We start from the raw sequence: 22557 nt of genomic DNA, 5'->3' as shown, positions 1-22557 counted from the left end.
GACGGCGTGGTGCGCGTCGATGCGAGCGGCATCGGCCACACGCCTTCACTCGCCGGCCTCACGAACCGTCTCGACGAAAGCCTGGACGAGACCTCTCGAGGTGCAGCTCACGTGGGTCGAACGCGAGAACGTCAGCGCCGGTCGAGCCAACGGGTCCGACTCAACCGCCAGAATCGTCGGCGCAGTGTCGGCCGATCGAGCGAAGCGCAGATCGCGCCGCGTTGTATCCGCACATTCCGTGTGCGCCTGCACCGGGTGGGGTGGCCGCCGAGCACAGGAAATGACCCTGAACACCGATCCAGTATGGGTCGACACCACCTCGCGGACGGAAGACCAGCTGACGCGGCGAGTTGGCTCCGGTGACGATGTCACCGCGCACCACGTTGGCATTTCGTGCCGACAACGCGGCCGTACTCTGCACATGCCGCGCGAGAATCCGGTCGCGAAAGCCAGGAGCGAACCGCTCGATCTGACGTTCGATCGCCTCGGTCACGTCGCCGGTGAACCCCGAAGGAACGTGCGCATAGCTGTAGACCGGGTGGACATCGCCGACCGAACGCCCTGGATCGGCCAGGTACTGCTGCCCGACCAGCACGAAGGGTCGATCGGGCATTTGACCACGGACCACCATCGACTCGGAGGTCGCGATCTCGCGGAAGGTACCACCAACGTGCACCGTGCCGGCACGACGTGACGGCAAGTGACTCCACGGGACTCCGCCCTCGACGGCGAAGTCGACCTTGAACGCCGCGGGGCCGTGCCGATAGCCACTCAGTGAGCGTCGGAATCGGGCGGGCATCGCGTCACCCACGAGTTCGATCGCGGCTCGGGGAGACACGTCGAGCATGACGAGGTCGAAGGAACCGAACTCGTCGACCGAGCCCACCCGCCGACCGGTCTCGATCGTCCCGCCGCGTTCGGTGAGGGCGTTGGCCATGGCAGTGGTGATCGCAGCGGACCCACCCACCGCCACGGGCCAGCCCGACGCGTGTGCCGCCGTTCCGAGCACCGTTCCGATGGCCGAAGACAGCACCGACCGGAACGACCAGAACGCGTGGGCGGCCACACCCGCGTACAGGCCGCGTGCCGCTTCGGATGAGAAGCGTTTGACCAGCACGGACACCGGGGCCGCCGCGCGCAGACCGAACTGACAGAGACCGACCGGGTGGCGCGGAACGCGCATCAGGGGCCCGAGTAGGTGCGGGGTGATCTCACCGAATCGACCGACCAGAGGGCCGAAGACCTGTTTCCACGCGCGGTCGTCGGGACCCAACCCGGCCGCGGTCTCTCCGACCGAGCGCAGCGCCGCTGCTCCTGCACCCCCGTCGAGCGGGTGCGAGTACTGAACGTCGGCCCACGCCCAACGGAGTCCGTGACGCTCCAAACCGGCGAGGCGCGAGAAAGCGGTGTCGATGCTCAACGGATGGAACGCCGAACACTCGTCGTGCATCAGACCGGGCAGGGTCAGCTCGCTGCTGCGTGTCCCGCCACCGATCCGTCGGCCGGCCTCGACGACGGTGACATCGACGCCGGACGCGGCGAGCGTGATCGCAGCTGCCAGCCCGTTTGGGCCGCTGCCGACGACGAGCGCCGAGGTCATCCGCACACCGATCGGCGCGAACGGCTCACCACGGGATGTCCCAACCTCGACGGCACTTCACCGCACCCGGTGGGTCACGTCGTCACGCTGACGAGTTGCTGACCGTCGCCGGACTCGATGTCGTCATCTGGACCAGTCATCGCAGTCGCATACCAGCCTCCGCCGGCCACCAACTCCTCGTGCGTACCGTCGTCGACGATTGAGCCGTCGGACACGACGATGATCCGTGCAGCGTTCCGTGCCGTGGACGCTCGGTGGCTGATCACGACGACGCACAGCGTCTCGGCGACCGAGGCGACGACGTCGTTCACGATCGACTCGCTCTGGGCGTCGAGATGCGATGTCGACTCGTCGAGCAGCAACAGCTTCGGACCGCGGAGCAGGCCTCGAGCGATTGCCACGCGCTGGCGTTCGCCCCCCGACAGACTGGCTCCTCGGTGCCCCATCTGCGCGTCCAGCGACGCCGGCTCGGCGAACCGCTCGCCGAGTCCGACCGTCGAGAGCGCGTACATGAGCTCGGCGTCGGGAAGTGGTTCGATTCCGTAGATCAGGTTTTCGCGCAGAGTCCCGTCGAACAGCGGATTCTCCTGCTCGACGAGAGCGATCTCGGAGCGCAGTTCGTCGACGCGACTCGAACGCACGTCTCGTCCGTCGAAGAACACCTCTCCCGACTCGACGTCGACGAATCGTTCGATCACCCGGAACAGTGACGACTTCCCCGCTCCGGACGGCCCCACGACAGCGACCAGGCCGGTGCGTGGGAGAACGAACGAGACGTCCTCGAGCGCCAGACCTCGGGCGCCCGGGTACTGCACCGACACCGACCGGAACTCGACCAGCGTGCGGTCAGGATCGTTGTTCGTCTCGGAGCGGACGGCACGGTTCTGCTCGCCCATGGTCTCGCCCACGAGGGCCTCGGCGTCGAATGCATCGAGTTCACCGAGTCGTTCGACCGCGGCGCGGCCAGCCTGGAAGATCGCGAATGATTGGGTCAGCTGGAAGACCGGTGCCGAGAGCTGCATCGCGTACAACAGGAATCCGACCAGCGTGGCAACGGTCATGGCACCTGATTCGACGCGCACGGACCCGACGGCGACCACCACGAGGAACGCGCCCTGCACTGCGAGACTGCTCGTCAGCGTGGAGAACGCGTTCCACACCCCCGCGGTGATTCCGGCGCTCCGCGCTGCGGACGCCTGGCGGTGCAATCGAACGATCTCGAAGCGCTCGGCCCCCGCGGCCTTCATCGTGGTGAAGCCACCCAGAATTCGTTCGAGTTCACCACCGAGTCGCCCTTCGATGTCCTGGCGGTCACGGGTCGCACGGCGGATCCGCGGCATGAAGATGACCAGCAGCAGACACGGAACCGCGACAGCTCCGGCGGTGACGACGAACAGTTCCCAGTCGAGGTAGACCATGAACGCGATCGCTCCGGCGATGTTGATCACACCGGTGACGAGAGTGACCACCGACTGCATCGCGATCTGGCGAATCGCGCGGGCGTCTGCAAGGTAGCGAGTGAGCAGATCTCCGGGAGTGCAGGCGGAGAACGCGGGCACCGTCATCCGGATCAACGAGACGCCCGCACGAGAACGCGCCTCGACCACGGCATCCTCGGCCGCGCGCATCATGAGATACGAGCCCACCGCGCTCAGCGCGGCAGACGCCGCGATGATCGCGGTCAACAGCCCGAGTCTGCTGCGAAGTTCTGCGCCGACCGCGAGTGCGTCGAGAACGCGGATCGCGGCCCACGGTAGGGCGACCGCCGCCAACGTCGCCAGGACCAGGAACACGAGCGCGGCGACGAACGTCGTACGACTCCGAGCAGTGTGTTGCCAGAGTTGGCGCACGGCGATGCGCAGCGAGTCGACGGTGACTTCGGCTCGCGCGAGGTTGGATTCGGCGTCGGATTCCGCATTCGATTCTTCGTCAGGTGACGTCATCGGTTCCTCGTGATTCAGCGGCCGCGACACCACTCGGCGACGCAAGCCCGGTCCAGGCTGCGCCACCGAGGGTGCGGTGTCGATCGACCGGTGTCAGTCGACGGCTTCGCCGATGGCGGCACCGGCCGCGGCGGCACCCGCCACGGCACCCGCGGCGGCAACTCCGGCGGCGAACGCTGCCGGGGTCGCCGTCACGGGCTCGGTTCCATCGAGTTCCTCGGCCTCCTCGGCCGTCATCTCGATCTCATCGACCCTCGGGTCGGAGTTGGCCTGATCTGCGAGTGGAATCGTCTCGTCGTTCATGATGTTCCTTTCGTCTGTTCGGTGGGCTGGTGGTGGTCTGTGCGTGCTGACCGATGTCGGTGCGACGGATCAACCGTCGGCCGCTTCCTCGGCTGCGTAGCCGGCAGCGAAACCCGCCGCTGTGGCTGCGACACCGGCCGCGACCGCTGCGGCCGCTGCCGGCGTGGCCATCGTGGGGTCCGCCTCGTTCATGACGCTCTCTTCGGTGCTCTCGTCGAGGTCACCGAGCGGGGAGTCGGATCCGAGGTCGTCGCTCGGGGTAGGTTGTGTCGGGGTGCTCATACTTGCTCCTTGTGATGATGTGGGTGGGGTGTCCGCCCCTCAGCGGTTCGGTCAGGTATCGGACGTCTGTTCCGGCCTTTCCGAATCGCGGAGAATGAGATAGATCGCGGCAGCGGTCGAGAACGCGGTGGCGATCGCGGGACCGATGGCAAAGAGCACTCGGTCGAACGCGACCATCAGCAGCGCAAAGACGACGAGAGCGACGAGCACGCTCCCGACGATCATGATCGCGAGGTTGGTGGGTTTCATCTGGGTGGCCTTTCTTGGTGTGTGGGGAGGGTCGTGGACCCGGATCGCGGCGCGAAGAAGGCGACGTAGGTCGGTGCCGTGTCAAGGGTTTGGCTGGCGTCCCATCCAGCCTCGACGCAGAGAAGTTCGAGGTCGGCGTCCGCTGCAAGTCGTGCGAGTTGTTCGGGAGTGGTGACGAGACTGTGCTCGTCGACGGCTCTGCGTTCGGCGCCCTCACCCCATTCCCAACGCATGTGCCAATGGTCGCCGGACAGCACCGATCGCGCATCGACCACGCCGAGCTCGTGAACCTCGAAGTCGAAGCTTCCCGTGCCACCGGGAGAGAGCGCCTCGACCACCGCCGGATTGTGGGTTTCGACGACGACGCAGCCATTGTCGGACACCAGCGATCTGAGCGTCCGCAGAGTCGCGAGCTGCTCGTCACGGTTGGCGACCATCGAGATCGTCGCGCAGATGCACAGCGCCAGGTTCCGCTCGGTCGTTCCTCGATAGGTCCGCATGTCGTCTTCGACGGCCACGATGCGGCCGCGGTCGCGTTCCGGGTCGTCGGTCCACGACCTCAGTGAGGCGAGCAGGTCGGGCGACGAGTCCACCGCGATCACGTCGCATCCGGCGTCGGCGAGTGGGACCGTGATCCGGCCGGTTCCCGCCCCGAGCTCGACCACCGTCGGTGCGCGGTCCTCCAACAGTCGCATCAATCGGTCCACGACCGGCGACGCCTCGGACATGGGGAAGAAGTTGTCGTAGACGTCGGCGAACTGCCGGCCATACCGGCGGCTCTGGTCCGGGAAGGTGGGGAGACCGTCGGACTCGGTCGTGCTGTCGGCGCTCATCGGCGCTCCCCGTCGATGGAAGACCACACGTCGTCCGCTGCGACCCTCTGCTCGATCGCTTCGAAGCGTGAGGCGTAGAGGTAGTCCGGGTCCTCGTCGGTTTCGTACCCGGTGTCGCGCACGAGGAGGAACTGGAATCCGCGTGGGCGGTCGTCGCTCGCGCGCTCCTGTGCCGTCACGTAGTGCTCGATGTGGTCGCGCAGCAAGCGGTACGGAACGCTCTCGGCCGGGTCGAGACCGACCTGGCCCATCGAGGCGAAGAACATGCCGGTCAGGTCGGACACCGCCTTGTGCGTCCGTCGTCGCGGGAACCACAACGGGTGGAACCATCGGCGATGAGCGATCGGATCGAGCTCGTCCCACGGTTGCTCCTCACCGGTGACGGTGAGCACCCGGTACAGGATCCGGAGATCGTGTTTGGCCGGTTCCGGTGCGAAGAAGCGCCAATTCGGGAGCACCACACCGGTGGCGTCGTACTTGCGCAACCGGTCGAATGCCTTGCTGGGGTGTTGGCTCACCATCGTCGCGAGCGTCCACCCTGTCAGCGCCAACGGGATCGTGATCTCGCCGACTCGGGCGAGGCGTGGTGGTCGGTGCGAGCGTGTCACGAGACAAGGTCCTGCTGAACGTGATGGGTCCTGTCGCTCGCGATCGCTCGATCGCGCTTTTCGTCGTCCGCCTCACTCGAGCGGTCGCCGAGGAATTCGACGATCCGACGCCCCACGCTCTCGGCGTACCGCTGGTTCGTCAGGATCGTGTCGTGGTTCGCCCCCTCGACGGTCTCGATCCGCGAACCCGGACCGCCGATGTCGATAAACGCCTCGTGCAAACGGCCCTGTACCTCGTCTCGGCGAACCGTTGCGTCGGCAGACAGAACGAGGAGCGGTGTCGCCACCCCGGCGAGCGGGGTGTTCTGCGCGAAGTCGTGTTGGGTCGCCGTCCACTCCCGCTCGGCCGCATCCCACATCCTCCGGTTCCGGTACTGCGCGAGGGCGGTCCGCTGTGCCGGTTCGGGCAGGGTGCGCACCCAATCGGGAACGTCGAGCAGCAACCCGGAACCCAGGCGCAGAGAGCGACCGATCTGGGCGATGTTGTCGCCGAACAGTTCGGCACCGCGACGTTGGCGCTCGGATTCGTCCAGTTCGTCGGGATGGCTGCTGTCGACGAGCACGGCAGCGGCGACATCCGCGCTGGTGTGTTCGAGTGTCTTGAGGGCGAGGTATCCACCCAATGAATGACCAACGAGCACCACGGGTCGCCCGTGTGCGACGTGATCGACCAGTCGAGCGGCCTGGCGAGCCCGATCGTCGAGCGTCCGCACCGCGATCTCGTCGGACGTGCTCGACGAGTACCCGGCGCGGTGATACGTCACGACCGACGCCGTGGAGGCAACCGATCGTGCCACCCACTCCCAGTGCTCCGGTGTCGACAGCAGACCGTTCTCGAACACGACGACCGGCGCACTGTCGTCCTCGTGCTCGACCATGCGATAGCTGAGCCTGCTGCCGTCGTCGAGTTCGAGTACACACTCGTCGCCGCGCCCTCGGCGCACGATGCGATCGTTTCGGACCGCCGCCGCCGCTGCGAGTGCCCCGACTCCGATCGACCCGGCGAGGAACATCCATGCGGTTTGATCCGACCGACGTCCTCCGCTTTCGACGAGGGTGGTCTGCGGGCGGGCGGTGTAGAGAACGGCGGGGTGCATCGACAGGAACGACGGCACGAAGCGCCCCAGTCCCATTGCTCGGGCGATGCCGAGATGCATTCCGGCGGTCGCACCGGTGAAGACCTTGGTCAGGCGCCCACGCGAGAAGAAGACCACGGGAAACAAGGACTCGATCGCGAGCACGAACGCCCCCGTCGCCTTGGTCGCGCTCGGGTGCGACTTCAGCAGGCGATACAGGCTCGCATCCCCGTAGTTGGTCGTCCGCATCACCGCCGGCAGCGCTTCGCCACGACGCCAGGTCGCGCTCGTGAGTTTGACCCAGCCCGACACCGCGTACGACATCGTCGACTGGAGCGCAACGGTCCACAGTGCCGCGTCGACGATCGACGGACGGCGGTGCCCCAGCCGACCGACGAGCGACACGGACTGCACGAGGAAGCTGACGTGGTCGGAGCCATCCGTTCCGTGATGGTGGCGGGGGTGCAACAGCAGGGACGATCCAGCGAGCACACCGTTCGCCGTGATCCGGAACCTGTTGCTACGCACCGGAGCGAGCAGCACGAGGGCGCCGCCGATTCGCGCGATGTGCAGCAACCTGGTTGCGAGCGGCGTCGACGCGAGGTCGAGGATCCGGCGTGCGTGGCGCTGACGCACGGGCGTGGCGTCACGTGCGACGTTCCAGTTGTTCAGACCGCCGTGCTTCCAGGAGTCGGCGCTTGCGAGGTGCTCGGCGCTCGCGACCAGGTGCGTCACCGCCGACAGCCGCTCCATCCGCAGGAGAGCGGTCATGCGATCGATGTGAGACGGCCGAAACACTCGCGCGCACCGATCAGTCCACGCCGAAAGATCCTGCGGCGAGAGGGAGCGGAGAGGAAGTCGGAACGGCACGTTGAACCTTCGGATCGGGAGGTCTTCGGTGAACGCAGCGAGGTCGATCGACCTCTGAGCGTGACATTACGGATGCTGGTTCTGCGACGCATCGCCCAAACGGGTGATCCATCGGCCGGACGCCGACGCCACTGACTCGCTGATCCGGCAGACACGGATGCGGATCCGGTTGAATGCGGAACATGGACGTCCATCTGATCGAACTCGCCGATCATCCCGACGCCGTCGATGCAGAGCCGTTCGCGGGACCTGATCATCCGATACGTCGAATCACCCGTGCGAAGGCGTTCGGAGAGCCGTGGACCGAGGCTGACTCCGCTCGGGTGCAGGAAGTGTTCGATGGACTCGCCCCCGAATGGAGCGGGAATCACGTCGAACCGGTGAAGGCCGCTCCGATCTCCGATGCTCTCGACCGAGGTCGGGTACCGATCGACGGCGCCTGGCTCGAGGTCGGCTCCGGAACCGGCGCCGGCGCGCGCGTCCTGACACCGGTCGTCGGTTCGCTGATCTGCTCCGACCTCTCCGCCGAGATGCTCCGCCACGCCCCCGACCTCGCACCACGGGTTCGTGCCGACGCGTCAAAGCTGCCATTTCCCGATGCGAGCTTCGACGCGATCCTGTTGGTGAACATGCTGCTCTTCCCGGTCGAGATCGATCGCATTCTGCGTGACGAGGGTGTCGTCGTCTGGGTGAACACGCTCGGCGATCAGACGCCGATCCACCTCCCGCCGAGCGACGTGATCGACGCATTGCCGGGTGCATGGACGGGCACGACCGCTCGCGCCGGCACCGGCTTCTGGCTGACCGCCCGTCGCTCGTTCTGAGGATCCGAACGGTCAGTACGGCGGCTTAACTCCGGCAGCGAGGCGATCCACGGACGTCGCCACCCACTTCGCTCGCGTCGGCGGCCAACGAGGAACTGGTGTGGAACCGTCCGGGCGCACGCGACCGGACGGAATGCGACCGTCCCGGCGACCCACTCGATCATCCCCGCCCGCCCCACACCGGGGACCCGTCCTGGTACGGCACCTTCGGTGGCCGAGACCTTGAGGGACACTGTCGACACCTTCAAGCACTCCTTCGGGCGACGGTCGAAGAACCCCGAGCAAATCAGGACTGCGCGAGAATGCACCGCGTGCGGTGCCTCGATCTCAGGGATCTCGGGGCGAGTCGTTCGTTGTCAACACTGCGGATCTGATCGACAGCTCTAGGCACGGCCTGTAGTGGCCACACACGCGCTCGAGAACTCACAGACAGCGGCTCAGTCTGGTCCTTCGCTCTCGTCGTCAACGCGACGACGGAACTTTCGTCCGGGGATCTTTCCCGAGAGCTTGTTCTTCACCGAGGCTGCCTGACCGAGGGCCCCGCTCCCAAGATTCTTGGCGGTATCGAGCCCACCGCTTCCGAGGTTCTTCGCGGCGTCGAGGCCACCCGCTCCGGTCTCGCGCGTCTTGTCCCAACGCTCCGCAGCCGCGTCCTTCCACTTTGTCGACTCCGAAGATCGATGCTCCGACTCGATCTCGAGCAACCCGTGGAACTCGTGAACGTCGAGCGCAACCCGATTGCTCGCCTTGACGATGGCCGGGGATTGGATCGGGTTGAAAAGCACCTTCGAGTTGGCCGTGTCGACCGCATCGCTCATGCGCAACACCAAACGTTCGGTGCTCTCCACGATGAGTTCCAGCCGGTCCTGTCGCGCAGCCTTGAGACCGAGCCGATGCCGATCCAGTTCGTCGGGAGACGCGTCCAGCACGCGGTCGAGTTCGAGAACGGCAACCGCATCCTGCAGCTGGAAGCACCGAGCCAGGACAGCGAGCCACTTCTGGACCTCGGACTCTGCCTCCCTCGCGATCTTCACGAGGTCTTCGATCTTGCTCTTCTTCTCCAGCTTGTCCGCCAGGTCTGCGAGCTGGCGCAACGCGTATCCCTGGGTCTCGTGGATCGTCCCCGACGAATTCTGCACCTTCGACCAGGTGACCTCGGAGACACGGCCCACCGTGTTGCGGACACTCGTCGCTTCCTTGATCGCGAGCTCGACCCCGTCCATCCGTGCCAACACCTGATTCGTCTGGGCGCGCAGGACGTCGTCGAGCTTCTCGTCGATGATGGCGAGATAGTCGGTGATCTCGGCCATGGTCTGTTCCATGGCCACCTGCGCCATGATGCCCGCGGCACCGGCGAGCATCGCCGGATTGGCAGCCAGCGCCCCCGGCGCCTTCGAGATCTGGAGCCAACTCTTGATGTCTCCCGGCTGGCCCACCATCGCATGCTTGACCCCAGGCGTCTTGCTGTCCATCAGCCCGAACTTCTTGACCTTCTGGGCCGAGTCCTCGGTCAGCTTCACCCACCGACCCGAGTTGGCCATGACCTCGGAACCCGCCTGCGCAGCCTTCGCTCCCGCGCTGGCGACAGCTCCCAGGCGGGGAAGCTCCAGTTCCTTCGACGCCAACCCCTCGGAGTCCAGAAATTGTTCGACCGCCACCGGATCCCCGACGACCGCCAATCCCTCACCATCGCTGATCAGCTCGATCTCGTTGCCCATCCTCAATGCTCCTCAGCACCTACCTCTTCCGGTCCAGTCCGGGGAGGATACCGACAGCCGACCTGCGAGTTCTGGCCCAACGTCTCGGATGCCTCTGGCCGCCAGCGGCTCTGGCGGTGCCCCGGCTTGCGTTGACCGGACGCCACCCTCGACGGGGGCGCCTTCGTAGAATTCACGGGATGAGCGATCCGGCCGACTCCTCCCGACGGCGACAGCGGGTGGAGCGATGGTTCCCCGCTGACCCGACCCGCGTAGGCGCGGACCCGGACTACCGCTTCACCCTGGCCAACGAGCGGACGTTCCTCGCATGGATCCGGACCGCGCTCGGACTGGCGGCGGGCGGCCTCGCCGCCATCACCGTGCTCGACGACTTCGCCGGTGAAGAAGCCCTCGGCATCGGACTGCTCGCACTGAGCTTCGTGACGGCAGCGACGTCGTACCGCCGATGGGCGTTGAACGAGCGCGCCATGCGTCTCGACGAACCACTGCCGGTCTCGCGGCTTCCGCTCGCCATGGCGATCGGCGTGGCCGTCGTCGCCCTCGTGGCTGGGGTGCTCTTCGCCGTGGACGCTGCTCGATGACGAGCTCCGGCGGCTCGAAGGAACCTCGACCGACGGTCGTGTTCGATCGGATGCTCCAACACGAACGAACCGCGCTCGCGTGGGAACGCACCGCGATCGCCACGATCGTCGCCGGTGCACTCCTCGCCCGTCATGCCGCGACCATCCACATCGGGCTCGCCGGGCTCGGTGTGGCTCAGTTGATCGTCGGTGGCGCCTTGCTGATCTGGACGGGTCGACACTACGAACACCTGCACGCCCCGCTTCGCGCCGGCGAGAACCCGGCGCATCCTCGTGCGGCGCGTCTCGTCGGAATCACGACCATCGGCTTCACCGGTGTCGCCACCGTCGTGGCCGTCGCTGCACTCGTGACGTAGGACGGCGGCCGAGGCCGTCGGTCAGGTCGCTGCTTGACGTCGCAGCTGTTCGCGCACCTTCGAATCGCGCCAGAACGACGCGGTACGCGACCCGTACGGCTCCCACGGCGATTCCACCGCCGGCTCCGGATCATCACCCATCACGGTGACGCGCTGGATGACGCGTTCGCCGACGAAGTCGTTCAGCACATGGTGCTGCGTGCAGCGGTTGTCCCACATCGCCACCGTTCCGGGCCGCCAGCGATGGCGAACGGTGAAGTTCGGCTGGTGGATCCATCGGCACAGGTAGGTGAGCAGCATCGTCGACTCGGCGTCGCTGAGTTCGACGATCCGGCGCGTGAAGTGCTCGTTCACGAACAGCGACCGTCGCCCGGTCTCCGGGTGCACCCGCACGACCGGATGAATGTGCATCTTGTCGGGCACGAGATGAGGACTCGCGTCGTGCAGGGCGGTGAGCCCGTCGCACATGACGCGCATCGGTGCGGAGAGTTCGTCATACGCCTTGTACGCATTGGCCCACAGCGTGTCACCGCCCACCTCGGGGCACGTCTTCATGTGCAGGATCGCGAACTTCGACGGATGGGGTTCGAAGGTGATGTCGCTGTGCCACTCGTCGGCGATGCCGCCGGCACCGTCGGTCTCCCGCAGCTCGAAGAACTCCGGCCGCTCCCGCTCGAGGTCGAGATTCGGGTGCGCTTCGAGTTCACCGAACAGTCGACCGAACGCGATGTGCTCGTCGGGAGTCGGACACTGATCCGGCAGGAACAGCACCTGATGCTCGATCAGGAGTCGGTGGAGCTCCTCGGCATCCGCGGGAGTCGCCGATGCCACCGACACACCACGGACCTCGGCGCCGAGCGAGCCCGACAGGCGCTGCACATCGAGTTCGGATCGTGTCGTCGTCACGGAGACTCCTCGGATTCGTCAGGTTCGGTTGGCGGCGAGGTCGGCGAACAAATCGGCCACGGGTCATCGACACGCCACCTGGTGGTGCCGACGACGGCATCGACGACCGTAGTCGTTCGGCGGTCTCGGTCGCCGAGCGACGTCGGCGAAGGATGATCGACGACTCGTCGGGAGTCGCCCAGGAGTGAGACGATCGACGGATGATCATCGACTCGCTGGACATCGACGCCACCACGTTCCGGGAAGGAACCGGCTGGGAGGTCAAGCCCGAAGGCGCGTGCAAGGCCGAGGTGTGCGTGCCGCTCGGCTCGATCCAGACCGATGATGGCTTCGACCTGACCACGACGGCCGAACGGCTCGGCATGGCAATCGTGTCCGACCCCGCCGCCGGCGTGCATGCGGTGGGGCCCGAGTCGTTCGGGGGGACGGCACTGGTCACCGCCGAGGCGCCGGACGTCGCGCTGCGCGATCTCGACGGCAACGACGTGCGGTTGTCCGACCTCCGCGGACGCAAGGTGGTCCTGGCCGCGTGGAGCCCGTATTGAGGTTGCCGTTATGACCTGCCCGGGTGGCAGGCACTGCGTTCCGAACTGGTCGCCGAACACGGCGACACCATCGAGATCGTGACCGTCGGGATCGAGACCGACGGTGCCGAAGCCGTGCGGGAATTCATCGAGGCGGCGTCGCCCGAGCACCCGTCACTGGTCGACGACGACCACGTGATGGAACGGGCATTCGGAGTCGTCAACATCCCGAACGTGATCTGGATCGACGAGGCCGGCACGATCGTCCGGCCTGCCGAACCCGGTTGGGGTGGTCCGGTGCAGTATCCCGACTGGCTCACCAAGGTCATCGAGGACAACGCGAAGCAAGCCGAGGCCGAGGGGCGCGACCCCGCTGCCGCAGCGAGCGCCGGCCAGGACCGTGACAGCTACGCGGACGCCGTGCGCGATTGGGCAGTCAACGGCGCGGACTCTCGATTCGTGATGACGCCCGACGAGGTCGTGAACGCGTCGCAACCGAGGTCGCTCGACCAGTCGGAGGCCGCCGCGCGATTCGAGCTGGGTCAGCGCGCCTGGCGCGCAGGCGACCGCGATGGGGCGTTCGCCCACTGGCGTGAGACGCACCGCCTCGACCCGGACAACTGGACCTACAAACGTCAAGCCTGGTCGCTCGTCGGCAACGAGGCCGCAGGAGGCGGCGACTTCGGCCGGTTCATGCAAGTGCCCACCGACGACTCCTGGCCATTCGACGGCGACTTCGGTACCGACACCGGCAAGGTCAGGCCCGGCGAGTACTACCCGAAGACCCTCGACGTCTGAGCCGCGGCAAGACGCGGCTCGCAGGAATCACCGCCCATACGATGGGACCGTGGCGATCGACCTTGCACCGCATCATCAACAGCTGATCGACGACGGGTACACGATCGTCGAGAACGCGATCGAACCCGAACTCGTCGATGCGCTGCTCGACGACGTCGCGCGCCTCGAAGCGGAACTCGACCGGCAGCCGGCGAGCAATCGCTTCGAAGGCAACCGAACCACGCGCACCTACAACCTGTTGGCCTACGGCGAGATCTGGCAGAAGGTGCCGGTGCATCCCGTCGTCCTCGAACTCATCGAAGGCGTGCTGGGCCCGCAGTGCCTGGTGTCGAGTCTGGCCTCGATCTCGCTGGCGCCGGGTGAGACCGCGCAGGTGGTTCACGCCGACGATCAGGTGCAACCGTTGGCCAAGCCGCACGTCGCCACCGTGTGCAACTCGATGTGGGCATTGACCGACTTCACCGAGGCGAACGGAGCAACCCGCGTGGTTCCGGGAAGTCACCGGTGGCAGAACCCCGACTACTTCGCGGGCGATGCGAACGTCCCGACGATCCCGGCCGAGATGGCCAAGGGAAGCGTGCTCGTCTGGCACGGAAGCACCTGGCACGGCGGTGGAGCGAACGTCACGAGCGACGACGTCCGCGTCGGGGTCGCCATGAACTACTGCGCCGGGTTCATCCGCCAGCAGGAGAATCAGCAGCTCGGCATCCCACCCGAGGTGATGGCGACGTTCTCACCCCGGCTCCGCCAGCTCTGCGGGCTCGGGATGTACCGCGGCCTGACGGGCAACATCGAGAAACAGAGCCCGGCGGAACTGCTCTACGGCGACCCCGCCGAGGTCCCACTGTGGGACGCTGAGCCCATCGACGCGCGCGGGTAGATCCCGTTCGATCCGATCGCGAACGCGGCGTCTTGCCAGGATGGCGGGGTGCCTGGACTGACCGACGACGAACTGACGGCCTTTCTCGACGAACCGGGTCACCTGCTGCGCCTCGGCACGCTGGGCGTCGACGGTCTGCCCCGAGTCGTCCCGATCTGGTTCATTCACCGCGACGGTGCGCTGTGGTTCACGCCACGAGCGAAATCCGCATGGCTCGGCGACCTGAAAGCTGACCCGGCGATCTGCGCGACGATCGATGAGTCGGTCGGGTCGATGCGCAAGCTCGTCGCTCGAGGCCGGGCCGAGCTCGTGCACGACCTCGGCAACGACGACGAGTGGCGCGACCTGTATCGGGAGATCGCCTGTCGATACACCCCGGCGGAGTTCGCCGATGCGTACATCACCGACACGATCGCGGAGCCACGGGCGCTGTACCGCCTCGACCTCGAATCGAGTGAGACATCGACGTGGCGGATGCCGACTCGCGACGGCGAGAACCGGTTGGCGGTGTGGGGCAGCCAGTACTACCACCGCGACTGACGCCGACGTCCGATCAGTCGTCTCGCCGAGCGACGCGCCATCATGAGTCGCACTGCCGGTGCACGAACCGCACCCCGACCGGAAGCAACGCGATGAGTGACCACGCCCACCCACCCGAGCATCACCACCACGGCGATGCCCCGTCAACGGTCCGACCGCCCAAGCAGGAGCAGGAGGACGCGTCGACCGAGATCACCGAGGTCGCGCCCGGCATCCTCCGCAGCCAACTGCCGATCAGCATGCCGGGCCTCGGTCACGTCAACTGCTACCTCCTCGAGGACGAGCGTGGTCTCGCCGTCGTGGACCCCGGCCTGCCCGGTGACGAATCCTGGGATGCGCTCGGCGATCGCCTGGGCCGCGCCGGATTCAAGGTCGCCGACGTGCACACGATCGTCGTCACCCATTCACACCCGGACCATTTCGGCGGGGCGATCCGGCTGCGCTACGAGACCGACGCCGACATCGTCACGCACGAGACGTTCCGCACGATGTGGCAGGAGGCCGAACTCGACGACGAGGAGGACTCCGCGACCTTGGACGTCAACTCCGTCGACGACCGCGCGGCTGCGCTCGAACGATATTTCTCCCGTCCGAACCCGTGGGGTGGCGCGCGGTCCGGACCTCCGCCCGAATTCCTCGAGCGGATGCGTGCGGCCGGCGAATCGATGGGCGGTGCGTTCGCCGTACCGAGCCCCACCCGACCGCTCACCGATGGTCAGACGATCAAGCTCGCCCGCCGTGAATGGGTCGCCATGCACACCCCCGGCCACACCTACGACCACCTGTGCCTCCTCGACCCCGAGCACGGTGTCGTCCTGACCGGCGATCACGTCCTCCCGTCGATCACCCCGCACATCAGCGGAATGAGCCCACAGTCCGATCCGCTCGCCGAGTTCTTCGCATCGCTCATCCGGATGGAGGAGCTCCACGACGTGACGATCGCGCTCCCGGCACACGGCCACCCGTTCGAGGATCTCGGCGGCCGGGCGCGCCACATCATCGAGCACCACGAGGACCGGCTCGACATCATCCGCGATGCTCAGGAGCAACTCCCGAACGGCACCGTCGACGACTTCATGCGCGTGCTGTTCCGAGAGCGGTCATGGGGCGAGATGGCGGAGAGCGAGACGTACGCCCATCTCGAGCACCTGCGTGAACTCGGCGAACTGTCCAGGTCCGACACCGGTGGATTCGCACACTACGCACCGACCGGCTGATGTCGACCGTGCCGGCCGGAAATCGTTTCGATCGCCGACCGCCGGGCCGTAGCGTGCGGCAGTGAGCGCTCCCGCCAGCACCGATCTCCCGATCGTCGCGCAACGCGAGCGGATCTGGCTCGTGATCGTGCTCGTCATGGCCGCGACGTGTGTCGCTCAGGCGTTCGGACGATTCACCTGGGGAGTGGTCCTCCCCGACGCCCGCGACGATCTACTCGGTGGGTCGAACTCGCTCGCCGGCTTCTTCGGGACCTTGAACGTCACGGCCTATCTCGTCGGCACGATCGGGGTGTCGTGGGCGGCGTCGCGAGTAACCCTGGTCGGACTCATGCGGATCGGTCTCGTCGTCTCGACCAGCGCGCTCGGACTCGCATCGATCGCACCGTCGGGACCCGTGCTCGCGCTCGCCCTCATCGCCATGGGAATCGGAGGGGCGATCATCTGGATTCCCGCACCGGCGATCGCGGCCCGATCACTTCCACCGAATCGCGCCGGACTCGCCGTCGGGCTCGTCGGTTCGGGCATCGGACTCGGCATCGTCTTCGCCGGGCAGATGGCTGGCTACCTCGAGCGCCGGAGCGACAGTGGCACCTTCTGGCAGACGCTGTACCGCATCGAGTTCTCGATCGCGCTGCTCGTCGTGCTCGGCACGTTCCTCTTCCTCCGATCCCAAGGCGATCGACCGGCCGTCGCCGGGGGGTTCGGCGGCATCACCGCGCTCCGGACCGTGCGCGGCTGGGTCCCCGCGGTGGTCGCCTACGCGTGTTTCGGGTTCGCGTACATCCTCGTGATCGGCTTCCTCGTCGCGCGTCTCGAAGACGACAGCGGCTTCTCCTCGAGCGACGCGACGAACATGTTCTCGCTCGTCGGCGCGGCGACCGTCGTCGGCGGGCTGTCACTGGGCCGGTTGTCGGATCGGATCGGGCGGCGCATCACCCTCACCGCCACGTTCGTTGTCTTCGGCTTGTGCGGACTCCTGGTCCTGACCGGGCGCCAACCGTGGGTCGCGCTCGCGGCGGTCGGGGTCGGGCTGATGTTCTCCGGGATGCCGGCGCTGATCATCGCCCACATCGTCGACAACACCACCGTCGACACCTACGGCCCCGCCTTCAGCGCGGCCACGCTCGCCTTCGGTGTGACGCAGATGATCTCCCCGCAGATCGGCGGAGCGATCGCCGACGCACTCGGATCCTTCACCTGGGTGTTCATCCTGTCCGCGGCGGTGTCCTTCGTCGGCGCGGGTTTCGCCAGCCGACTCCCGGCCCGCTGACCCACCGCCACCCGCCGGCACTGCAGTGGAGGACGGCAACGCTCGCCGCCGGTCTGCGAGATGCCGTCAGCTGGCGAGGTCCTTGTTCTCCGGCTTGAACTGGCTGGCGACGAAGACGGCACCTTGCGGATCCTCGATCGTCGCGGTGCGAACCCACGGCATGTCGACCGGCTCACTGAGCACCTTGCCGCCGAGGCGCGTGGCGCTCGCGGCGGTTGCGTCGACATCATCGACGCCGAAGGTGATTCCCCAGTGGGCTGACGTCTCCGACTCGCCTGAGTCGATCGTCTGGGCCGTGGCGACGACGGTCTCGAATCCTTCGGGCGCACCCATCTCGGCCATCCCGGCCCGCATTCCCGGGTTCAGTTCCTCCAGGAAGTCGCCGTAGGCCGGCATCGACCAGTACACCGCCCCCGGACCGATCTCGATCGGCTTCCATCCGAACACGGCGTCGTAGAACGACGCGACCGCGCCGAGATCGCGGGCGTAGAGATCATTGAAGTTGACGCCGCCGTGTTCGTTCACCGCGAGCGCTCCCCGGTGCTGCCCGGGCTGCCACACCGAGATCGCCGCACCGTCCGGGTCGGCGAGGATCGCCATGCGGCCGGCGTCCATCACGTCCATCGGTTCGCTGATGATCGTGCCGCCGGCCGACTTCGCGGCTGCTGCGGTGGCGTCGGCGTCGTCGACCCACACATAGGTGTTCCACGCCGGCTCGGACGGCGCTCCGTCGGGGATCGACCCGAGCGCCGCTGCATCGCGCCCGTCGATCCGGGCCATGAAATAGTGCCCCGGAGCATCGGCCGGCATGGTGTCCTCGCACTCCCAGCCGAACAGCTCGGAGTAGAACTCGGCGGCAGCGGCCGGGTCCGGGTACGCAGCGTCGGCCCAGCACGGCACTCCGGGGATGTAGCGATCTCGTTCGGTCATCGGACTCTCCTCATCATGGGTCGGTGGTGCGATCACCACCTCGGATGCCACGAACGTAGAACGGGATGCGGTCAGTTTCTGTCCGCAATCCGGAAATGGCTGCGGATTCCCGAAACCGCTCACGACGATGTTCATCGGTGGCCGGCACCAACGCATTTTTAGCCGGGCGTCAGGCGGGTTGCGGGTCGGTGTCGACGAAGACGATCAGCGCTTCCGGCTCGCCGAGCATGAAGTAGCGGTCCTGCCGTGCGGGCTCCGGACGGTGGAACGACATGGACGCGTCGTCGAACTGGTCGCCCTCGTAGCCGGCTGCCTCGATCAGTTCGGCGACGGTGGCGAAGGGCTCGTCGGGGCCGTCGGGCGCGGAGATCATCAGCTGAGCTCCCGTCGTGGCCAGCAGGTTCTCTCCATCGGTTGATGCGAAGCGAGCACGTGAGACCGACTGGATCTCCGATGGGCCGGCCGGTTCGACGACGCCGATCATTGCCGCCAGGTCATCGTCGATCCACTCGGAACGCGTCCCGAGCGACGCCGGGTCGGGCGCCTCCTGGTACCGGCGAACGGAGAAGGAGAGCCGCCCTGACTCCGCATCGTCGCTCCAGTCGAGCGGTGAGATCGAGACCGTCAGGCGTTGCGGGAATCCGCCGCCGACGACGACGGCGTCATCGAAACGACCGTCGATCACCTCGTACGAATCCTCCACCGACGACTCGTCGGGGTACAGCTCCGACAGCAGCTCGGCGATCGCGGCCTGGATCTCCAGCTGCGTCTGGCGGACGTCACCGTCGACCTCGACGGCCTGCGAGTACCGAACCTCATAGGCCTCGGCGCCGGTGACCGCGCCGGTGTCGGGATCGAACTCCGGGTCGTACAGCTCGGTCGCCGCGTGGACGATGGGTGCGTCCGCGACCAGGATCGGTGGGTCCATTCCCTCGATGTCGAGTTCTTCGGCGACCAGCGTCGCCGCGTCTCGGCCCTGCGACAGAATCTCGACGGCGGGACCGATCTCACCACCGTCGATGGGGGTCAGACCGTCGAACGCGAAGTCGACGACGTCCGAGTCGGGGTCGGGCGGACCACCCGAGTCGTCGCCGACGATCGACGACTGAGCGGGCGGGTCGGACTCGACGACAGGGAGTTCACCGGTCTGGCTCACCACCGTCACATCGAGGTCCGACGCGACGTGCTCGAACACATACGAGCCATCCGTGAACGCTTCCGCGAAGAACCAGACCTCTCCATCGTCCAGGTACTCGTCGCTTCTCCCGAAGTCGTCACCGAGGACCACGGCGACGTCGGCGAGAAGACCCTCCAGTTCGGCAGCTGCCACGTCCGGATAGCGCACGGTCGCCCCCATGCTCTCGGTCGCAGGCTCGCCGGGGCGGAACGTGGAGGTGAACACCGTTCGGTCGACATCGATCACCGCATCGGCCGGACCGATTCCCAGACGATCGAAACGCTCGCGCAGCGGCTCGAACATCGGCTCCCGCAGACCAGGTCCGTCGGCGAGACGACTCGCTGCGATTCCTCGAGTGATGTTCAATCGAAGCACCGTCCGAGGATCGGCAGACGGCACCGGGAGCGACGCCTCGGAGACGCCGATGTCGTACGACGCATCCGCTTGCCCGAGATTGACGTAGGCGCCACGTTCCTCTTCCCATGTTCCGGCGCGCTGATTCGGATACTCGTCGAGATCCATGACGGCTTCGGCCACCGCCTCGGCGATGTAGCGGGAGGCAGCGATCGGGTCATCGACCCCCGGCATCTCGACGAGCATCTCGTAGCGGTCCTCGAACACCTCGCCGCTCAGGACACCGAGGCCTTCGACACGGTACCGCTGCTGGGTGCGGAGCGTGGGCGCACCCGCGATCACCGCTCCCGGCAGCATTCCTGCCGGCTGCTCGTCGAGGTGTTCGCTGAGCAGGCGTCCGTTCAGCGTCTGCCACGTCGCCGCCCACGCGATCTCGTCCACGACCGGCTGAACGCCGTCGATCGAGATGGTGAGGTGCTGACCGCTCGGATCCGAGCTCAGCAGACCGTCCAGTTGTTCGATGTCGACGTCCGGGACCGTGGTCGTCGACGGCGGAACCGTGGTCGACGGCTCACTCGGCACGGTCGTCGTCGGCAGCGACGTGGTGGTCGCGATGGTGGTCGTCGAGGTGGCCTCGCGTGCGACGACCTCGACGTCCGGCGACCCCGAGCATGCGGCCATCGCGAGGGCGACCACGATCGCCACGACGCCAGTCGCTGTGCGCCGACCGGCGTGGAGATTGCCTCTCCGCGCCCGGCTCATGAGAGCACGCTACAAGTCGGGGACGACGCGCAACCGGGTGACGATCGGCCGGTCTCGCGGCTACCAATCCGTCGGTGCATAGTCCTTGAGGAACTGCCCCCACACGTGGGTACCGGTGTTCAGACCATCGATGATCGGATCGACGATTCGGGCCGCGCCGTCCACGATGTCGAGCGGCGGATGGAACCGGTGCTCGGCCGTCTTCGCCGCCGCGACCGCAACGGGATCCTCGTCGCTGACCCACCCGGTGTCGACGCTGTTCATGTTGATTCCTGCGTGGTGATAGTCGGTCGCCGACGTCCGCGTCATCATGTTCAGCGCCGCCTTGGCCATGTTGGTGTGCGGATGTTTCGTGGTCTTGCGGGGCCGGTAGAACTGGCCTTCCACCGCCGAAACGTTGACGATGTGCTTGTGGGCGCCGGGGGTGGCCTCCATCAGCGGCTTCAGCCGAGCATTGAGGACGAACGGCGCGACCGCGTTGACGAGTTGCGTCTCGATCAGCTCGACCGCTGACACCTCGTGGAGTTGCAGCCGCCACGAGTTCCGACCGCGCAGGTCGATCTGCTGCAGGTCCTGATCGAGTTGGCCGGCCGGGAACAGGGTGTCGACGGACGGCCGATCCTCCGGGAGCAACACCGCCTGTGACATCGCTGCGGCGTTCACCAGGCCCGGCGCGTCGGACCGCTCCGCTCGACGTGCGACATCGTCGGTCTCACCGTCCGATCGCGCAGCCGGTTCGAGTGCGCGATCGACATCGCGCAGCGCTTCGTACGACCCGACCAACCGGAGCACCCGATCCGGAAGCGAACCCAGGGCGGCGGATTCCCTCTCCATCATGTGCTCGTAGAAACCCGGTGGCCGACGCACGGTCTGACAGGCGTTGTTGATGATCGCGTCGAGTCGCGTCCGCGTGGACAGGATCTGGGTGCAGAACGCTTCGACGCTCGGCGTGTGCCGCAGGTCGAGCCCGAAGATCTCGAGCCGATCACCCCACTCGTCGAAGTCCGGCTCGGCGGCGTACCGCTCGGCGGCATCACGCGCGAAGCGGGTGGCGACGATCAGTTCGGCACCGCATCGCAGCAGCTTGATTCCCGCCTGGTACCCGATCTTCACGCGCCCACCGGTGAGCAGGACCGTCATGCCGGACATGTCGGCGAGTTCACCGCGCTTGGCGAAGTTGAAGGCCGCACACGACGGGCACAGCTGGTCGTAGAAGTGATGCACCTCGTGGTAGCGGACCTTGCAGATGTAACAGTGCTGCGGCTCGAGCGTCTCGCGGAACGGCGGTTGGTCGGGGTCGTCGGCAACGTCGCGCTGATCGAAGTCGTCCGGGGCGAAGACGTCGGGCGTCGTGAACACCGGCCTGGAGCGCAGCGACCGGATGCCGGTCTCGTCGAGCGTCTCCTCGTCGCGTCGCAACCGATCGCTCCGACGACGTTGCTGCAGCAGCTTGGTGCGGCGTCGGCGGATCTCGGGGTCGGGCGAGAACACGTCACCCGCAGCGTTGAGGAAATCGGCGCGCTGTTCGGCATCGAGTTCGGCCAACATCTCGGGGGCCTCGATCACGTCCCGCAGCAGGGCCAGCGTGTCGAGCAACCGCTCGCGCGTGTCGTCTCGCCCGACTCGCGCACCGGTCGGCTGAGCGCTCCGGTCCGGCGATTCCACCGTGGCGAAGCTATCTCGTCGCGGTTCGGCCCGGGTCCCGGGTCGAAGCGCGACGAGAACGTCAGGGGCGGGAGATCGCGGCGAGTGTGATGGCCGCGGCATGGCCGACGTTCAACGAGTCGACCTCCGAGCTGATCGGGATCTTCACGCACCGGGTCGCACGCTCGATCACCGCGGACGTCAGGCCCGGACCTTCGGCCCCGAGCATGACGGCCACACGTTCGGGCACGACGACGTTCCACACGTCGTCAGCGTCCTCGGCCGGCGTCATCGCCCACGTCTCGAAGCCGG

Annotated in this window: 22 protein-coding genes; 8 read left to right on the top strand and 14 right to left on the bottom strand. The window is 66.9% G+C overall.

Going from position 1 to position 22557, the window contains the following annotated elements; all coding sequences use genetic code 11:
* Positions 1-160: 160 nt before the first annotated feature.
* The 8 genes from ON45_RS00240 to ON45_RS00205 all read right to left on the bottom strand — a co-directional run bounded on the left by ON45_RS00240 (position 161) and on the right by ON45_RS00205 (position 7665).
* Positions 161-1600, bottom strand: a complete 1440-nt coding sequence (locus tag ON45_RS00240) for a phytoene desaturase family protein (RefSeq protein ID WP_040490969.1) — start codon at positions 1598-1600, stop codon at positions 161-163.
* Positions 1601-1674: 74 nt separating this feature from the next.
* On the bottom strand, positions 1675-3543 hold the full coding sequence (locus ON45_RS00235) for an ABC transporter ATP-binding protein (protein ID WP_148288453.1): 1869 nt from the start codon (positions 3541-3543) through the stop codon (positions 1675-1677).
* A 93-nt stretch (positions 3544-3636) separates the two neighbouring features.
* Positions 3637-3846, bottom strand: a complete 210-nt coding sequence (locus tag ON45_RS00230; RefSeq protein ID WP_040490968.1) for a hypothetical protein — start codon at positions 3844-3846, stop codon at positions 3637-3639.
* 69 nt (positions 3847-3915) lie between these two features.
* Positions 3916-4128, bottom strand: a complete 213-nt coding sequence (locus ON45_RS00225) for a hypothetical protein (RefSeq protein ID WP_040490967.1) — start codon at positions 4126-4128, stop codon at positions 3916-3918.
* Between the two features lie 51 nt (positions 4129-4179).
* Positions 4180-4377, bottom strand: coding sequence for a hypothetical protein (locus tag ON45_RS00220; protein ID WP_040490966.1), 198 nt, complete (start codon positions 4375-4377; stop codon positions 4180-4182).
* Entirely contained in the window at positions 4374-5210 is an 837-nt protein-coding gene (locus ON45_RS00215; protein ID WP_040490965.1) for a class I SAM-dependent methyltransferase, read from the bottom strand. The genes ON45_RS00220 and ON45_RS00215 overlap by 4 nt, the downstream gene beginning before the upstream one ends.
* Entirely contained in the window at positions 5207-5818 is a 612-nt protein-coding gene (locus tag ON45_RS22860; RefSeq protein WP_051062158.1) for a hypothetical protein, read from the bottom strand. The genes ON45_RS00215 and ON45_RS22860 overlap by 4 nt, the downstream gene beginning before the upstream one ends.
* Positions 5815-7665, bottom strand: a complete 1851-nt coding sequence (locus ON45_RS00205) for an alpha/beta fold hydrolase (protein ID WP_051062157.1) — start codon at positions 7663-7665, stop codon at positions 5815-5817. The genes ON45_RS22860 and ON45_RS00205 overlap by 4 nt, the downstream gene beginning before the upstream one ends.
* Positions 7666-7946: 281 nt before the next feature.
* Here ON45_RS00205 and ON45_RS20755 point away from each other — a divergent pair, with 281 nt between their 5' ends.
* Positions 7947-8588: a class I SAM-dependent methyltransferase gene (locus tag ON45_RS20755; RefSeq protein WP_051062156.1), complete on the top strand. Its 642-nt coding sequence runs from the start codon at positions 7947-7949 to the stop codon at positions 8586-8588.
* Between the two features lie 437 nt (positions 8589-9025).
* Here ON45_RS20755 and ON45_RS00195 read toward each other — a convergent pair whose 3' ends face one another.
* Complete coding sequence (locus ON45_RS00195; protein ID WP_040490964.1) at positions 9026-10306, bottom strand: hypothetical protein; 1281 nt, start codon at positions 10304-10306, stop codon at positions 9026-9028.
* A 179-nt stretch (positions 10307-10485) separates the two neighbouring features.
* On the opposite strand from ON45_RS00195, the gene ON45_RS00190 reads away from it, so the two are divergent.
* Positions 10486-10887, top strand: coding sequence for a YidH family protein (locus tag ON45_RS00190; RefSeq protein WP_040490963.1), 402 nt, complete (start codon positions 10486-10488; stop codon positions 10885-10887).
* Positions 10884-11243 (top strand): DUF202 domain-containing protein, encoded by a 360-nt coding sequence (locus ON45_RS00185; protein WP_040490962.1) that lies wholly within the window; start codon positions 10884-10886, stop codon positions 11241-11243. Before ON45_RS00190 ends, ON45_RS00185 begins: the two co-directional genes overlap by 4 nt.
* A gap of 21 nt (positions 11244-11264) precedes the next feature.
* Here ON45_RS00185 and ON45_RS00180 read toward each other — a convergent pair whose 3' ends face one another.
* Positions 11265-12149, bottom strand: a complete 885-nt coding sequence (locus tag ON45_RS00180; protein ID WP_051062155.1) for a TauD/TfdA dioxygenase family protein — start codon at positions 12147-12149, stop codon at positions 11265-11267.
* 200 nt (positions 12150-12349) lie between these two features.
* Between ON45_RS00180 and ON45_RS23970 the strand changes: the two genes are divergently transcribed.
* The 5 genes from ON45_RS23970 (at position 12350) to ON45_RS00155 (ending at position 17378) form a co-directional block, all read left to right on the top strand.
* Positions 12350-13471: a ResA-like WAxxUGC motif-containing protein gene (locus ON45_RS23970; RefSeq protein ID WP_306301646.1), complete on the top strand. Its 1122-nt coding sequence runs from the start codon at positions 12350-12352 to the stop codon at positions 13469-13471.
* A 49-nt stretch (positions 13472-13520) separates the two neighbouring features.
* Positions 13521-14351 (top strand): phytanoyl-CoA dioxygenase family protein, encoded by an 831-nt coding sequence (locus tag ON45_RS00170; protein ID WP_051062152.1) that lies wholly within the window; start codon positions 13521-13523, stop codon positions 14349-14351.
* 48 nt (positions 14352-14399) lie between these two features.
* Positions 14400-14891, top strand: coding sequence for a pyridoxamine 5'-phosphate oxidase family protein (locus ON45_RS00165; RefSeq protein WP_040490961.1), 492 nt, complete (start codon positions 14400-14402; stop codon positions 14889-14891).
* A gap of 92 nt (positions 14892-14983) precedes the next feature.
* Positions 14984-16108, top strand: a complete 1125-nt coding sequence (locus tag ON45_RS00160) for an MBL fold metallo-hydrolase (RefSeq protein WP_040490960.1) — start codon at positions 14984-14986, stop codon at positions 16106-16108.
* 61 nt (positions 16109-16169) lie between these two features.
* Positions 16170-17378 (top strand): MFS transporter, encoded by a 1209-nt coding sequence (locus tag ON45_RS00155; RefSeq protein WP_040490959.1) that lies wholly within the window; start codon positions 16170-16172, stop codon positions 17376-17378.
* 66 nt (positions 17379-17444) lie between these two features.
* On the opposite strand, the gene ON45_RS00150 is transcribed toward ON45_RS00155, so the two are convergent.
* The 4 genes from ON45_RS00150 to ON45_RS00135 all read right to left on the bottom strand — a co-directional run.
* Entirely contained in the window at positions 17445-18308 is an 864-nt protein-coding gene (locus tag ON45_RS00150; protein ID WP_040490970.1) for a VOC family protein, read from the bottom strand.
* 169 nt (positions 18309-18477) lie between these two features.
* Positions 18478-20601 (bottom strand): hypothetical protein, encoded by a 2124-nt coding sequence (locus ON45_RS00145; protein WP_148288452.1) that lies wholly within the window; start codon positions 20599-20601, stop codon positions 18478-18480.
* 60 nt (positions 20602-20661) lie between these two features.
* Positions 20662-22368 (bottom strand): SDR family NAD(P)-dependent oxidoreductase, encoded by a 1707-nt coding sequence (locus ON45_RS00140; RefSeq protein WP_083913930.1) that lies wholly within the window; start codon positions 22366-22368, stop codon positions 20662-20664.
* Positions 22328-22557, bottom strand: a 230-nt coding sequence (locus ON45_RS00135; RefSeq protein WP_040490956.1) for a TrmH family RNA methyltransferase, incomplete at its 5' end; no start/stop codon positions are given. The genes ON45_RS00140 and ON45_RS00135, both read right to left, overlap by 41 nt.

It is taken from the genome of Ilumatobacter nonamiensis YM16-303 (assembly GCF_000350145.1).
Classification (GTDB): Bacteria; Actinomycetota; Acidimicrobiia; order Acidimicrobiales; family Ilumatobacteraceae; genus Ilumatobacter_A; species Ilumatobacter_A nonamiensis.
The sequence above is the reverse complement of the archived record's forward strand: the minus strand, read 5'-3'. Positions and strand labels throughout refer to the sequence as shown.

What these genes read in the sequence shown, in the direction of transcription:
- ON45_RS00240 (WP_040490969.1), bottom strand. Translation starts at nt 1,600, where the DNA reads ATGACCTCGGCGCTCGTCGTCGGCAGCGGCCCAAACGGGCTGGCAGCT.
- ON45_RS00235 (WP_148288453.1), bottom strand. Translation starts at nt 3,543, where the DNA reads ATGACGTCACCTGACGAAGAATCGAATGCGGAATCCGACGCCGAATCC.
- ON45_RS00230 (WP_040490968.1), bottom strand. Translation starts at nt 3,846, where the DNA reads ATGAACGACGAGACGATTCCACTCGCAGATCAGGCCAACTCCGACCCG.
- ON45_RS00225 (WP_040490967.1), bottom strand. Translation starts at nt 4,128, where the DNA reads ATGAGCACCCCGACACAACCTACCCCGAGCGACGACCTCGGATCCGAC.
- ON45_RS00220 (WP_040490966.1), bottom strand. Translation starts at nt 4,377, where the DNA reads ATGAAACCCACCAACCTCGCGATCATGATCGTCGGGAGCGTGCTCGTC.
- ON45_RS00215 (WP_040490965.1), bottom strand. Translation starts at nt 5,210, where the DNA reads ATGAGCGCCGACAGCACGACCGAGTCCGACGGTCTCCCCACCTTCCCG.
- ON45_RS00205 (WP_051062157.1), bottom strand. Translation starts at nt 7,665, where the DNA reads ATGACCGCTCTCCTGCGGATGGAGCGGCTGTCGGCGGTGACGCACCTG.
- ON45_RS20755 (WP_051062156.1), top strand. Translation starts at nt 7,947, where the DNA reads ATGGACGTCCATCTGATCGAACTCGCCGATCATCCCGACGCCGTCGAT.
- ON45_RS00195 (WP_040490964.1), bottom strand. Translation starts at nt 10,306, where the DNA reads ATGGGCAACGAGATCGAGCTGATCAGCGATGGTGAGGGATTGGCGGTC.
- ON45_RS00190 (WP_040490963.1), top strand. Translation starts at nt 10,486, where the DNA reads ATGAGCGATCCGGCCGACTCCTCCCGACGGCGACAGCGGGTGGAGCGA.
- ON45_RS00185 (WP_040490962.1), top strand. Translation starts at nt 10,884, where the DNA reads ATGACGAGCTCCGGCGGCTCGAAGGAACCTCGACCGACGGTCGTGTTC.
- ON45_RS00160 (WP_040490960.1), top strand. Translation starts at nt 14,984, where the DNA reads ATGAGTGACCACGCCCACCCACCCGAGCATCACCACCACGGCGATGCC.
- ON45_RS00150 (WP_040490970.1), bottom strand. Translation starts at nt 18,308, where the DNA reads ATGACCGAACGAGATCGCTACATCCCCGGAGTGCCGTGCTGGGCCGAC.
- ON45_RS00145 (WP_148288452.1), bottom strand. Translation starts at nt 20,601, where the DNA reads ATGAGCCGGGCGCGGAGAGGCAATCTCCACGCCGGTCGGCGCACAGCG.
- ON45_RS00140 (WP_083913930.1), bottom strand. Translation starts at nt 22,368, where the DNA reads ATGCCGCGGCCATCACACTCGCCGCGATCTCCCGCCCCTGACGTTCTC.